Here is a 13,180-nt window from a genome sequence, read left to right as displayed (position 1 = left end):
CTTGTTTCCTGTTCTCAGCTGGTTGTATTCCTCGCCCAAACCGACTCACGCAGAACAGTTTGCATCGGCAAACGCAGGTATGCATCGCGTGCCGGACGATTGGTTCGATCCACGGCAAGAATCATTCGTGAAGCGGACTCCTCACGACAGCACTCAAGCGCCAACGAAAGGATGTCACGCGAAAATCCACGACCACGAGCCTCAGGAACCACGCCCATGTAGACGACTTCCAAAACCGATGCCGAATCGCCGCCGTGCCGCGCCATCAACAAGCATCCAATGGGTTCGTCGCCCGGTCGCTCGGACAACGTGAACCACAGATCGGGAGCGTAGGTGGGTACGCCTTGATAGCCATCCATGATCTGCGCCGCCGTCCGAAATTGTTCCAGCGAGGGACAATCCATCGACCCCTGATACGTCAGCTCAACCAACGCACGAATTGCGTTCATTTGCTCTTCGTCATCGACATCGACGGCACGAACGTGCAACTGGGTCGGGGCATCCAACGAGTCGAAGGAAGACGATTTGGTCAAGTCGAGAGCGAGATACTCCAAATCGCCGACTTTGGAGAACCCCATCCACTTCGGCCAGGCACTCGGCAAATCGATGGACCGAGTGGAGTCGCCTTCTGCAAACGATGGATCATCCGCATCAGAAGCGGATTCTTCCGGCGGCCAAGCGGTCGCCCACTGCAAGAATCTGATTCCCCGCTGCCGGCAAATCTGACCAAGTGTCCGGCCAAGCCCATCGGCCAATCGTGAATTCTGAGATTCTCGGTCGAGCGGGCGAGCATATTGGTCCGCCGCGACAACGATCGGGCCTGCGTGCAGCACAGTCGCCATATCGCTGTTGGGTGTTCCCAGAACGATCCCGATCGCATCGGAGCTCTCGCTGATCAACAAAATCAAGTCGTCGGTGACTTGGCGTGAAATCGCCGATCGAATTTGGTCCGCCACCATCACCGCTCGAGATGGCGGGATTTGGGCGAGTGCTGGCGGCAGCAGCGTGGGAAGCTCTGTCAGAGAAAATGGCCGAAAAAGCGGTATTCGGTCGGATGCATCGCCAGAATTGGCCGCTTGGGTGCCGTTGGCAGGCTCGTCAAACCCGAATTGGTTGGCGTTCCCCATCATTCTCTCTATGATCGATTGACCGCGTCCTTCTGCGTTCCCTCCCACCCGTCGGGAGGCAAACTGCCGAAGGAACCTTCAGTCCTAAAATTGAGATAAAAATGCTTCGATCACGTCGACGCTCGAACTGGATTCGTTGGGCCGTTTGCCTGTCGATGTTTTCGTGCATTCATGCGATCGACGCATCGGATGCGTCGGCTCAACGGCTGCTGGAACGTTTGCGAAACCGCATTCAAACCCCGCCGCCGTCTCCGCTTCAACAACCACCGTACCAGAATCCTGCTGCCACCAACCGCGCCAATTCGGGACGAAACCGGACGTTGGCCACGCCGTTCCCAAGAACGAATCCGTCGACCGATCGACGTGCCCCAACGACGCAACGCAACCCAACCGCATCGAACGGGCAACCCACCGTGACGGGACGTAGCGGTGAGATCGCGTCGGATAGCATCGAGTTCGGCATGCGAGTCTCGCCGGCGGTTGTCGGCGGATACCAAGGCCTCCGTGTCGATGGCTTTTCGTCCGACTCACGTGCCGATGAAGCTGGTGTTCGCCCGGGAGACTTGATCGTATCGATCGGCAACTCGCGAACACGCTCGCTTGACGAAGCCGTCGCCGCACTCGATGACATCCGGTCGACACCTGGAGAAGAACCTTCCGTCGCGATGCAGTTGTTTCGAGGCGGTCGCTTGTACCGCGGAAATGTTCCGGCAATCGCCAATGAACGCATCGCCGCCAAGCCACCCATCACACTTCCCGATGCCGGCCGAAGTGTTTTGGACGACTCCGAATCAAACATGAATCGTCCGCAGGACAACGAGTTTCCTGCACCCCGACTCCCAGCACCAGCGACCAACCGTCTGCCGCCGCCAACTAACAACGCGGGCCCCACCCTCGCTCGTTCGCGTGGTTCACTTGGCATCGAAGTTCGCGATGCGGCACCCCAACGTGGCGTCATGATCGTGTCGGTTCCTGATGGCACCGCGGGCAAAGTCTCGGGTCTCGCCGAAGGAGATCGGATTGTTTCGGCCTCTGGTCGTCTCATCCGTGGAACGGACGACTTACTTCGTGAGATCTCCGTTCTTCGACCCGGCGACGAAATCGAGTTTGGTTTGATTCGCGGCGACGCAATGCTTCAAAAGCAAATTGAAATGGGCGGGCCGGGCGGCGAACCCACACGTTCCGCCATTGCCAATTCAGCCACCACGACCGCGGAAACCAACGGAGAAACCACCGACTCGGGCGAAGCACCATCGAGTGGATTCCTCGGCGGCATGGGATCCATGTTTGGCAAGATGCTCGGCGGCAACACTTCGACATCGCAGGCACCCGCTAGCGAAGAGCTTCCTCCGCCGAACGCCGAGCCCAAGGCGACATTCACTTTGCCCGCTCCCGCCGAATCCCTGCCTTCGCCCAAGCCGACTGCGGAACCATCGGTCGAGTCCGATCCGTTGGCGTTGCCCAACGATTCCTTCGCTCCAAGTGTCGAAAGTCTTCCGCCCGCCGAGCCCAAGCCACCGACGGTAGAAGAATTGCAACGCGAAATCCAACGCTTGAAGCAACAACTGCAAGCGAAGGAATGACGCCGGAATTCAACTGCGCATTCGCAAGCAAACATAGACGGCGGCGGCAATGAAGTCCGCCGTCGTTCCAGGATTCAAACGGTGAGCTTCGCTCCGCAGATACGCGTCGAACTCTTTGATCGATTCAAGTTCGCCGATACCGGAATTCCCGCTGCGTTGGAAATCGTCCACGCATCGCTCGGCTCGTTTGCGAATCTCTCGTTCGGTTTGTCGGCCATTCTTCCGCGCGATCAAAGAGTCACCGCGGTCGGCCAACAATCGCAAATGAGCCAGCGAAATACCGGATAACAGATCGCCCGTTTCGCGAACGGATGTTTCTACGGTCGGCACAACATCAGCAAAGAAACTCTCAAAGCCGTTTGCGTATTCAACCGCAATCAAATCGCGATTCTTTGCCTCTCGCATCGCGGCCATCACGTCGAACGAATCGGTCAACGATTGAACGTCGAGCGATGGGTCTTCCGGTTGATAATCTCCATCCATGCCACCGGCCGACGCTTTCGCGATCGCTTGTCCCAACCGATGACTTTGTTCTTTCGTGATGTTCAGCAGAACGTTTGAAGTTGCGTCGTGCCAATGATTCAACGTCCATGAATCACTCGTCGGCCGCTGCTGTTCTTCCGCCAACACGATCGGTCCAAACAGCAACGCGATTCCTAGATTGACGTTCGTGTTTGTCCTGCGTCTTGTCTGATCGATCAATGAATGCACTCGATCGCCCAAACCCGATGAGGCCACGGTCAGTTCGATGGCGGCAATTTCGGCGGCAGAAACGAAATCGGCAAAGCAGAGATCGTCAAACTTTGCGACCGGATGAACGTTGCCCGCTTTCGGTGCGGTCGCTTCCAACACGCAAGCGTACTGAATCGCATCGGCTGGACCGCCAATTGTATTCGCGATCCATTGCCACGGATCACGCCGCACCGATGCGTTCCTTGACGCGGGCGAGCAATGAATCAATCGCGGCCAAGGTTTCTTCGGGCGAGTCTTCGATCACATAGTGACCGGTCGTCGCCAGTTCCGTGACTTCCGCGTCGGGCCAAACGGATTGGAAACGTCGCAGACATTCCGGTCGAAAACACCAATCCTTCATTCCCCAAATCAAAGAGATGGGTAGCGATGCCAGGTCCGGCAGATCGGACTCCAGCTGCCGAAGAGTCTTCATCGTGGGATGCGAATCATTCAAAGGAATGTCGCGAACGAACCGATCGATTGCGACTCGGTTCTTCCAATTGTCATAGGGAGCCAGCAATCCCGCTGCGACATCGGGTTTCATCTTCGTACGCGACATGGCCATGGTGACCGCGGCCCGTGCGAACAAGTTCAATCCGCGAACTGCGGGAGTTCCCAACACCGGCATCCGGCACGCGGCAATTCGCTGAGGCATGTACGGCGGTGGGAACGCAGCCGTGTTCAGCAACCCAATCCCAGCCAAGCGGTCTCGGCGAGCATGCATGGCTGACAAACCAATCGCACCACCCCAATCGTGAGCGATCAGGATCACGTTCTTCAGATCCAACTCGTCGACCAACCGAATCAGGTTGTCTCGATGCGCGGCCATCGTGTACGGGAATTCGTCTTCCGATGGTTTGTCGCTGCGACCACAACCGATGTGATCGACCGCGATCACTCGTTGCTGCTTGCCATACCGCTCGATGATTCGCCGGTAGTAAAAGCTCCACGTCGGATTGCCATGCACACAAAGAAACGTTGGCTCGCCATCGGAGGATCCGACCGCGGAACTCGGGATGTCAGAGCTGGCCGCCGTATCGATGTAGCGCAGCGTGTGACCGTCGATGGACAATTCCGACGACGGGTGGGGAAACAGATCGCTAGCAAGATTCGTCATGGCGGCTAGTTTCGACGATCCGCGGCGATTTGACGAGAGGCGGCAACTCAAATCTCAATTGCCACCCGCTTTCAATTCTCTCGCCTGCTTCAAATCTCTAGCAGACTGCATCTTCCAGCCGGATTCTTCACGAACCAGCTTTCTCGGCTCGCTCCGCCCAAAATTTGCGAGCCGCCCGAACGTAGGGCACAAATGCCTTCAATTGGTCAGGTGGAAGCTTGGCCAATCGCTGCTCGGTTTCGCCCAACCACTTCTGGAAAAAAGCGACGCTGCGTGCGGAGATTCTCGGTTGCCCACCAACCTGAAAATACCAAGGCGACGAAATCACGGCCCGGTAGTGGTCCTCGTGCAATGTCACCACTCGAACCGTCGCCCAGCCCGATTCTTTGATTTTCAGAGGAGGGATTCGACCGCCCGCTTTCGCGAATTCGTCCAACTTCGCTCCATAGTGCAACCGACCGTTGTGAATGACTTCGAGGTACTCGACCGGGTCGCGAACGTTCAGGACAACTTCGGCGGTCAGCTCGACCGATTCGTCGCCGCTGACGTCAGCCCGACGAATCTCGAATACATGGCCGGGCAAACGTCCCTCCAAATTAGTCCGCATCAAGGGACCGTTTGTCGCGAAACTGCAACCGTCCCAAGCCGCGTTCCACCAATCTTCCATCGTCCCGACGGCGACCGATTCTTCCCTCGAATCAAACGACGAAGTCTGCGATCGAGCAGCAACATACAAACGGTTGTATCCCACCGGCGAGTTACCCGGTTCATCACCTGAGCCCGCCATCGGCGCCAGTCGGAAACCAGCGTCCAACAAATGCCAATGGATCTGCTCGGCGTCACGTCCAAGCTGAGTCGCATCGGTTCGGTTGGCGGGTTGCAGCATGCGTCCGTCGGAAACGCGATTGACGGATTCGTTCAGTCGCAACCAATCGCCGAGCACAAAGACGCCGTCAATCTTTTCGCTGGCCAACCAAATCGGCAACAACCAAGCGAACGGATTTTCTATCGCAACACGCGTGGAAGAATCGGCCGGCAAACTTGCCAACCAACCGAGTGAAGCAAGCTCCTGCGAAGCAAACTTTTCCGTTGGAACTGGATTCCAGTCGGGATCGATCTGGTTCCGATAAAACGCCAAACCGCCGATGCAGTCGACGTTAGTCTCAATCCACAATGGTTCCGTCGGCCAACCATCAGGCGTTTGCACAGGCTCGTTGTCACCGAACAGGTTCTTAGCGTTGCGACGTGGGATCGGTTTCTCTATTCCGCGTCCGGCAATTTCCAAATCACGGAGGACGTTTGCCAAATGCAGATCCTCTGCCGTCATTCGCATCGGCAAACTTTCCGCCGAACGAGGCACCAAGCAATCGCCGCTCGTCCAGCCTTCCGGTCGCATCTGGACCATTCGCGGAAGTGCGAGTTGATGCTCGTCTTCACCGCCACGTTGAACTTCAAAAGTGCCTCGAAGAACTCGCGACTCGGGACCTCGCGTCAGCTTGAACTCGTACGCGCCATCTTGCAGCGACAGTTCCGCGAATTCATCCAGCACAAATCCGGGCCCCGACGACAGCGAATGACGCGGAGCCACCGAAACTGACTTCGGCCGCGACGTTCGCCGCACCGTTGTGGGCAGCTGTCGGGTCAGCTCCATGCGCGCGATCGTCGGTTCTCCCGTCGACTCGTCAACCACTCGCAGCGTCAGGTCGCCGTCGGCCCAAAGCGGCACAGGTGGGCAGAAACCGCACAAAACCAGGGCAAAAAGGGGACAAATCGACTTCACGGCATTCCCCCATCGGTCTGTGGTTCGGTGTTTGCTATGGTGAATCCACAAAAGACTGTTCCTGTCAAAATGACACAATCGCCTTCAAAATCATTGACACGCTGTGGCCGAAGATCTGTATCAAACGCTGGGAGTTTCTCGCGACGCCGACAAGGCCGAACTGACCAAAGCCTATCGCAAGTTAGCCCGGAAGTACCATCCGGACATGAACCCCGATAACCCGGACGCGCAAGAAAAATTCAAACGCGTTCAGGAAGCGTACGAAGTCCTCAACGACGAACAAAAGCGAGCGGCATACGATCGCTACGGATCCGACTTCGAAAAAATTCGCGGGGGTTGGAATCCCGGAGCCGGTGGTGGTGGCGGAGCAGCGGGTCCATCCTTTGACGGCTTGGATCTGGAACAAATCTTCGGCGCGGCCGGTCGCGGTGGCGGGGGAGGAGGCCAACCTGGATTTGAGAACGGGTTCAACGACTTCTTTGAACAAATCCTCGGTGGCGGAGCACGAGGCGGTGGCGGTTCACCATTCGGTGGTGGCCAGCGATCGGCGCCTCCGCAACGTGGTCAAAACATTCGGCACGAATTGTCTGTCACGTTCCGCACCGCGGTGCTGGGTGACAAAGTCGAGTTCTATCTCGCTCGAGGTGGCAAACAAGAAAAACTGTCGGTCGCGATTCCACCCGGGGTCAGCTCCGGCAGCAAAATTCGATTGCGTGAACAGGGACATCCCGGCCCCGGTGGTGCGGGTGACTTGATCCTGATCATTCAAGTCGACGACCACCCGTTCTACAAACGCAACGGCAACCACTTGGAACTCAAACTTCCGATCACCGTCGCGGAAGCTGTGTTGGGTGCCAAGGTCGACGTGCCAACTCCCGCGGGAACGATCACGCTTTCGATTCCCGCCGGCAGTTCCAGCGGCAAACGTTTGCGTCTGAAAGGACAGGGCGTTCGCAACCCAAAGGGAACGGACGGCGACTTGATGGTCGAACTACAAATCCAATTGCCTGAATCGATCGACGACGAATCCAAGAAACTGATCGAACAGTTCGACGCTGCCAATCCCATGCAGCCGCGTGAATCGCTGAAGTTCTGATCGGCTTCCACCATCACGGCTTCCAATCACTCCGACTTGGACGCCGCTTTCGATTCTAACTCCCTCTCATACATCATCACCGCCATGATGATGTGTCGGTCGGACAAAGTGTTCAAAGGCACCCGGTGCAGGATGCCTTTGCTGTCTTCCAGCTCCACCGTTTCGCGCTCGATGATCCGATTGAGCTTCGCTTTCAAACGATGTTCGCCATCGTGATCTGTCCATGTCGTCCAGCGTTCCTCGGCTGCGGCAGCCTGATCTGGATTGCGTTGCTCTCTGACCACTTCTTCGATGGAAGCATTGTTGGTGATTGGACTGGCCAGTACTTCCCTGGCTGCTCGACTTCCCATCGCGCCCCAGACTCCATACGGACTGCGTGATCCCGGCCGGGTATATTCGCTGCCAATCGACACACCCGGCTGAGAAAGATCTCCCGTGTCGATGCTGTCCCGAACAAACACGGTTCGGCCGTCCATCATCAAAGCATGCACCCCATCGGCGTGCCGACTGGATGCCGATGCAATCGGGTCCTCCATTCCCAAATCCGATAAACAGGTCGGCGAGTTGGGTGGCAAGACGGTTTGGAAACCACTGATCGCCAAAGCTCCGTCTGCCCAACGAGATCCCCGGCGAACCTCCCACCAATCGGCATGGTCACCGTCGCGTGTCTTCAGGCACAACGATGGATTCAAGCTCAACCCTTTGATCCCTTGAGCAATGTGGGACTCCTTCGCGTCATTCTCATCCGGCGTGATCGTTTCGGACATTCCAATTGTGTTGGACAACCCGTCCAAGAAGTCACGAAACCTCTTTCGCTGATTCCCGCTGAACGCACCTCGCATACCCGCCTGCACGCGCCGCATCGATTCGGCATTTTTCTGGTCAATCTTCTCACCCATCAAATACGTTCCGTCACCATAACTAAACACGTAGTTGCAGAACGTTGCTGGATCGATTGCCCCAGGCGGCAGCTCGGGCATCGCCAAGGTCGTCACCACGATTGTTTCTTGTTCCGGCACTTCCGGTTTGGTTTGCATGTCGTCGGGACAACGCAAGGTTGCGAAAGCCGATGCCCATGGTGTGTATTCCGTTGAATCAAACCAGGGCGCTGGACCCATTGGCGGAAATCGCTTCCCGGTCTTCGGCGACACATAGGGATTCGCGATTTTTTCCCACAATGCCTGCTGTTCCAAAAACGGCGAGAGCGTGACCAACGGGCTGAGCCGTCCTTGGTTGCAAGTGTCATCTTCTCCACCAACGGTTCCACCCAACCCCGGCGGCAATTGGTTGTAAGCAGCGTGATAGTTGTGCATCGCCAAGCCCAACATTGCGAGGTTGTTCGAACACTGAATGTTTCGATTAGCAGCACGCTGACGCAAGACCACCGGCAACAACAAACTGAATCCAACTGACGCCACCACGCTGACGAGGATCAGATCTGTGAGAGTGAGCTTTGACTTCATCGGAGAACTCCAAAGGAAAAGGCGGTTGCATCCGCACGGGGATGACTGTGTTTCAAGCTTGGCGGCGACGTTGCGGTTCACTTAATCGGGATCTTCTAACGGGCCCCGAAAGGATCCCTGGCGGCCTCCATCGCCCGCATAAACTGAACCGGTTGACGACCACCGCGTTGATTTGCCCGTGCATCAAAAACGAGCTTCCAACGACCACCCAAAAACGCCCATTGGAAACCGCGAGTGAGTCCCTTGCCGGTTGCCAATGCCTCCTGCAGCTTCCCCAGAACCTCCGGTGTAGCTGTGCTGGTAACTCCAAGAAGCTGATCGTATACGGTGATCAATGCACCTCGCTGTGACCCTATCATCGCTGCCGTCATTGCAATCGCGGCAGGATCATCTCCCTGTTGACCATCGCCGAGAACAACCCACTCACGAACAAATGTTTCGAACTGTTTGTCCTCTAACAATTCAAGTTGAGTCGACAATTGCTCGACCAAAAGCTTCGCTTCCTCCAGCTTTCGTTGGCGATGGGTTTGAACCGCTCGGTAAGCGTCCTGGCTGCTGAATCTCGACAACGCCAACCGACGAATCCCACCTTGTTCGGACATCAAGACAAGGACACCCTTGTCGGTCAAATCCACCTGACGAGCTTGGATCTTTCCGGTGCCTTTTGCCGCATGCCAAGTTTCCAGTTCAAACTTCGCAAACTCAGCGAGCTCTTCCTCGGTGAAAGTGCGCACAGGCTCAGACAATTCGTTGGAATCGAATCGATCCCGGGCCGCTCTCGTCCCCATCGCACCCCAAACCCCGTACGGGCTCTTACTACCTGGCGGAAGAGTCTTGCCTTTGTCCAGGTGTCCTTCGGCAACACTCGGGGATTCCTGATCGCCCACATCGATGGAACTGCTCGCGAATCGCACGGCTCCATCGGCCATCAACACGTGAGCTCCTTCACCGTGCAGACTAGACGCCGACATCACGCCCTCGAGCTCACCTTTCTCCGATGTCGCCGAGTGAGAATTGGGTGGCAGAATGGTTTGAACACCCACTGACAACAGCGATCCATCGGCCCAACACGCACCGCGTCCCTCAGGCCAGTACTTGGTCTGATCGTCCTCATGAGCGTCCAGGCAAACCGCAGGTCGCTCGATCAATCCGGAGACCTCTTTCGCAACACGGACACCGCCAATTCGGGCTTCACTCATCAGCAACGTATTGGACAACCCATCCAGGACGTCACGAAACCGAAAAACCATCTGATAGCCAAACATGCCTCTTAAAGCACCGGGCGTTCGTCCATAGGGTGGCATTTCTTCTAGCGGCGATGCTCCCACATTCATGACCGCGTCGCCATAGTTGATCGTGTAACTGGCGACCGTCGGAAAATCCTTCGCGGTTGGATCGGCGGGACAAACCAACAACTCGGGCCGTTCGTTCCAAGGTGTGTAAACCTTTGGATCAAACCAGGGAACCGGGCCCATCGCCGGGAAGACCTCCCCATTGGCTCGCAATGGGTTGGCAATTTTTTCCCACAACGGTTGTTGTTCAAAGAATGGAGTCAAACCCACCAGCGGACTCAAACGATTCGCGTTGCCCAATGTCGGCTCATCCGCACTTCCGGAGGATGTGCCACCGCATCCCATCGGCATCGCTCGATAAGCAGAATGGTAGTTGTGAAGTGCGAGCCCCACCTGTTTGAGATTCATCTCGCACGTGGACCGCCTCGCGTTTTGTCTCATTCGAGGGACAACGCCGGCTAACAAAACCAAACCCACCATCAATGCAACACCGAATGTGATGACATCGACAAACCTTATGTGAAGCTTCGTTCCCATGACTTCATCCCAACCTAAAAAGAAATCTGAGCGTGACGATGGTGTTCAAACCGTGGCAAACGCGATGGCTTCTCCCCATTCGGTCACAAACGCCCCGACCATTCGTTTCGATCAATCACATCACTGATGAACATCTGCTGAGCCACCAAGATGGATTCATGCAACTGTTCCGCAGTCACTGAACCAGCCTTGTTGGAAACGTCCAATGTTCCGGTCGCATCGCTTAAAAACTCGACCTGATACCCACGGTGAAAGGCCTGACGAGCCGTCGTGTCACAACAAACCTGTGTCATGTAGCCCGCGATACTGACCGTATCAACGTCGTTGGATTTCAGAAATTCGTCGAGGTCCGTGTTGGTGAACGAACCTGGCAAGGCCTTGTCAATCAACGCATCTCTGTGTCGCGACTCCACCTCGGGATGCAACTGCCACATCTCGCTGTTCTTGCAGAACACGGGTGAATCCGGATCGGGTTGATGGTGACGAATCACCGCCGTTGGAACCTTTGCGTTTCGGGCTTGGTCCATGACTTCCAAGATCGATTCCAGATGTCCGACGGGATGCCGAATAGGAAACGCACCGTCGAAGTATTCACGCTGGACATCGATGACCAACAAAGCTCGCTTCATTCGTTCGCCTTTGAAAAAGCAGAAAAGGGGGAGGGCGGTTACACCCTGAGGATGATCATGGCGTCTGAGCCGCTGGAATGCAAATTTCCAGCACTTCCATCACACGCCGACAACTGCAGAAGGCGTGAACCCGGTGACGATTGCTGCGATTGCGGACAGAAACCCGAGAAACACGAATTGGCTGAATCGTCAAAGCACCTCGCCGCGTCGGCTTCTCGCGGCATCAGGGTTGGATCTGCAACTTTTGCAAATCGCTCCTTAGCTTGCCCTCGATCAGTTGGGGATCTTTCATCAGATCTCCATAGCGAAGCAGCGAACGCGCCAACCTCGCGGCAATTGTTTGATTCTCTGGTTTGCCAATGTGGTTCGTGGTTTCGTGCGGATCCTCTTTCAGATCAAACAACCAGGGTTGATCGTCCGCCGACACGATCAACTTGTACCGATCCGTGACTGCGGCGATCCAGGCGGCTTTACTGGAAGCGGCCCGCAAAAACGTGACGCTGTTTCGATGAGATTCCTCGTCGGACGTCTCAATGTTTCGAAACCATTCTGATAGATCTCGTCCCTGAGTCCCCGCGGGCACTTCCTTCCTCAACAACGACAACAAAGTGGGAGCGAAATCAACAGTGCCCATCGCTTGATCGATCCGCAATCCCGCCGAGATCAGCCCCGGTGCCGCGATGATCATCGGAACCTTCGCACTGCCTTCGTATGGATTGCCTTTGTTGAGGCGGCCATGTTCATAGCACAGGTCCCCATGATCTGAAGTGAACACCACCACGGTTCGCTTGGTCAAGCTGAGTTCGTCAAGAAGTGACAACAGCATGCCGACATTGTCATCAATGCATCGAACCATTCCAAAGTACTGTGTCATCAACCTCGCATTGAATCGCTGTTGCGAATTGCGATTGGTCGCTGGCAACCACCCCGGTTGATCCCCATCCAACTGAAACGTCATCGGTGGCCGAACCGGCATGTTTTCAAACATCGTGTCATAAGGCTGACGAACCGTGTTCGGACCATGAGGATCAGGCAACGACAAGTGATAACAAAACGGTTCTTGCGAATGCTCACGAATGAAATCAGCCGCTCGATCACACAACCAATCCGTGCTGAAAGTCTTCTCATCCGCTCCATTTAGATCGTAGTTCGGCTGCCCCTTTTTGTTCGTCGCCGCGACACTCGGTTGACCATTCTCAAAGTCAAATTTCTTCCAGTGACCGCGGTTGAACATGTATCGATTGTCGGAAAAGCCGAATTGGCGATCCGGTCCCCACTGAGGTTTGCCAGGTCCATCCAAATGCCATTTGCCCGCATAGCCGGTCGCATAACCGTCCCGTCGCAGCACTTCCGCGAACGTCACCATGTCGCCGCGAAGCGGTCGGTCGTTTTGGTAGGCACCTGTGTTTTGTGGGTATCGCCCCGTAAAGAAAGCAGCTCGCGAAGGCGTGCACACGGGGGACGTCGCGTAGAACGATGTACAAATCGCACCACGTGCTGCGATGGAATCGATGCTGGGTGTTTCGACCACGGCACCTTTGCCCCAAATTTCAGCCTCCTCGATCGGCAACGTGTCGCGATAACAACCCAACGTCCGAAAATTGTGCTCATCGGTTTGGATGATCAACACGTTCGGTTGTTCGTTTGCAGAAACCGCAGACACCTCGCGTGCCAGAACGCAATTGGCCATCGTCACTGCAAACAAAGCCAACATGCACTTCATTGGAAATCGCAATCGCGATCCAAATCGATGGCAACAAAATGACGATGCGACCATTAGAGACCTGCCTTCGAATCGTGGTGACATGCTGACACTTGTAGAAG

The 13,180-nt window shown here is 55.9% G+C and carries 10 protein-coding genes; 2 read left to right on the top strand and 8 right to left on the bottom strand.

Annotated features, from left to right (window positions below):
• Window positions 1-14 precede the first annotated feature (14 nt).
• Window positions 15-1,130: a GNAT family N-acetyltransferase gene (locus RB_RS21165; protein WP_164922318.1), complete on the bottom strand. Its 1,116-nt coding sequence runs from the start codon at window positions 1,128-1,130 to the stop codon at window positions 15-17.
• Between the two features lie 98 nt (window positions 1,131-1,228).
• Here RB_RS21165 and RB_RS21160 point away from each other — a divergent pair, with 98 nt between their 5' ends.
• Window positions 1,229-2,710, top strand: a complete 1,482-nt coding sequence (locus RB_RS21160) for a PDZ domain-containing protein (protein WP_011122687.1) — start codon at window positions 1,229-1,231, stop codon at window positions 2,708-2,710.
• A gap of 9 nt (window positions 2,711-2,719) precedes the next feature.
• On the opposite strand, the gene RB_RS21155 is transcribed toward RB_RS21160, so the two are convergent.
• From RB_RS21155 to RB_RS21145, 3 genes are all read right to left on the bottom strand, one after another.
• A complete protein-coding gene (locus tag RB_RS21155; protein WP_164922317.1) occupies window positions 2,720-3,634 on the bottom strand; it encodes a triphosphoribosyl-dephospho-CoA synthase in 915 nt (304 codons plus the stop codon).
• Window positions 3,624-4,559, bottom strand: a complete 936-nt coding sequence (locus tag RB_RS21150) for an alpha/beta fold hydrolase (RefSeq protein ID WP_164922316.1) — start codon at window positions 4,557-4,559, stop codon at window positions 3,624-3,626. The genes RB_RS21155 and RB_RS21150 overlap by 11 nt, the downstream gene beginning before the upstream one ends.
• Before the next feature lie 127 nt (window positions 4,560-4,686).
• Window positions 4,687-6,339: a hypothetical protein gene (locus RB_RS21145; RefSeq protein ID WP_231845850.1), complete on the bottom strand. Its 1,653-nt coding sequence runs from the start codon at window positions 6,337-6,339 to the stop codon at window positions 4,687-4,689.
• A gap of 103 nt (window positions 6,340-6,442) precedes the next feature.
• Between RB_RS21145 and RB_RS21140 the strand changes: the two genes are divergently transcribed.
• Window positions 6,443-7,435 carry a DnaJ C-terminal domain-containing protein gene (locus RB_RS21140; RefSeq protein WP_007334279.1) on the top strand — a complete coding sequence of 331 codons (993 nt, stop codon included), beginning with the start codon at window positions 6,443-6,445 and terminating at the stop codon, window positions 7,433-7,435.
• Window positions 7,436-7,461: 26 nt separating this feature from the next.
• Here the strand turns inward: RB_RS21140 and RB_RS21135 are convergent, their stop codons facing one another.
• The 4 genes from RB_RS21135 to RB_RS21120 all read right to left on the bottom strand — a co-directional run bounded on the left by RB_RS21135 (window position 7,462) and on the right by RB_RS21120 (window position 13,133).
• Window positions 7,462-8,898, bottom strand: a complete 1,437-nt coding sequence (locus tag RB_RS21135; protein ID WP_231845849.1) for a DUF1559 domain-containing protein — start codon at window positions 8,896-8,898, stop codon at window positions 7,462-7,464.
• A gap of 95 nt (window positions 8,899-8,993) precedes the next feature.
• Window positions 8,994-10,727 carry a DUF1559 domain-containing protein gene (locus RB_RS21130; RefSeq protein WP_011122682.1) on the bottom strand — a complete coding sequence of 578 codons (1,734 nt, stop codon included), beginning with the start codon at window positions 10,725-10,727 and terminating at the stop codon, window positions 8,994-8,996.
• 83 nt (window positions 10,728-10,810) lie between these two features.
• Window positions 10,811-11,356 carry a cysteine hydrolase family protein gene (locus RB_RS21125; RefSeq protein ID WP_011122681.1) on the bottom strand — a complete coding sequence of 182 codons (546 nt, stop codon included), beginning with the start codon at window positions 11,354-11,356 and terminating at the stop codon, window positions 10,811-10,813.
• A 223-nt stretch (window positions 11,357-11,579) separates the two neighbouring features.
• The gene (locus tag RB_RS21120; RefSeq protein ID WP_164922980.1) at window positions 11,580-13,133 is read right to left on the bottom strand and encodes a sulfatase family protein; all 1,554 of its coding nucleotides are present in this window, start codon (window positions 13,131-13,133) and stop codon (window positions 11,580-11,582) included.
• Window positions 13,134-13,180 lie beyond the last annotated feature (47 nt).

The organism is Rhodopirellula baltica SH 1 (assembly GCF_000196115.1).
GTDB lineage: Bacteria > Planctomycetota > Planctomycetia > Pirellulales > Pirellulaceae > Rhodopirellula > Rhodopirellula baltica.
Note: the sequence above shows the minus strand (reverse complement) of the source record. Positions and strands in the feature narration are given on the sequence as shown.

Coding starts and splice junctions, on each gene's coding strand:
- RB_RS21165 (WP_164922318.1), bottom strand. CDS start 1,130: ATGATGGGGAACGCCAACCAATTCGGGTTTGACGAGCCTGCCAACGGC.
- RB_RS21160 (WP_011122687.1), top strand. CDS start 1,229: ATGCTTCGATCACGTCGACGCTCGAACTGGATTCGTTGGGCCGTTTGC.
- RB_RS21150 (WP_164922316.1), bottom strand. CDS start 4,559: ATGACGAATCTTGCTAGCGATCTGTTTCCCCACCCGTCGTCGGAATTG.
- RB_RS21135 (WP_231845849.1), bottom strand. CDS start 8,898: ATGAAGTCAAAGCTCACTCTCACAGATCTGATCCTCGTCAGCGTGGTG.
- RB_RS21130 (WP_011122682.1), bottom strand. CDS start 10,727: ATGGGAACGAAGCTTCACATAAGGTTTGTCGATGTCATCACATTCGGT.
- RB_RS21125 (WP_011122681.1), bottom strand. CDS start 11,356: ATGAAGCGAGCTTTGTTGGTCATCGATGTCCAGCGTGAATACTTCGAC.
- RB_RS21120 (WP_164922980.1), bottom strand. CDS start 13,133: ATGGTCGCATCGTCATTTTGTTGCCATCGATTTGGATCGCGATTGCGA.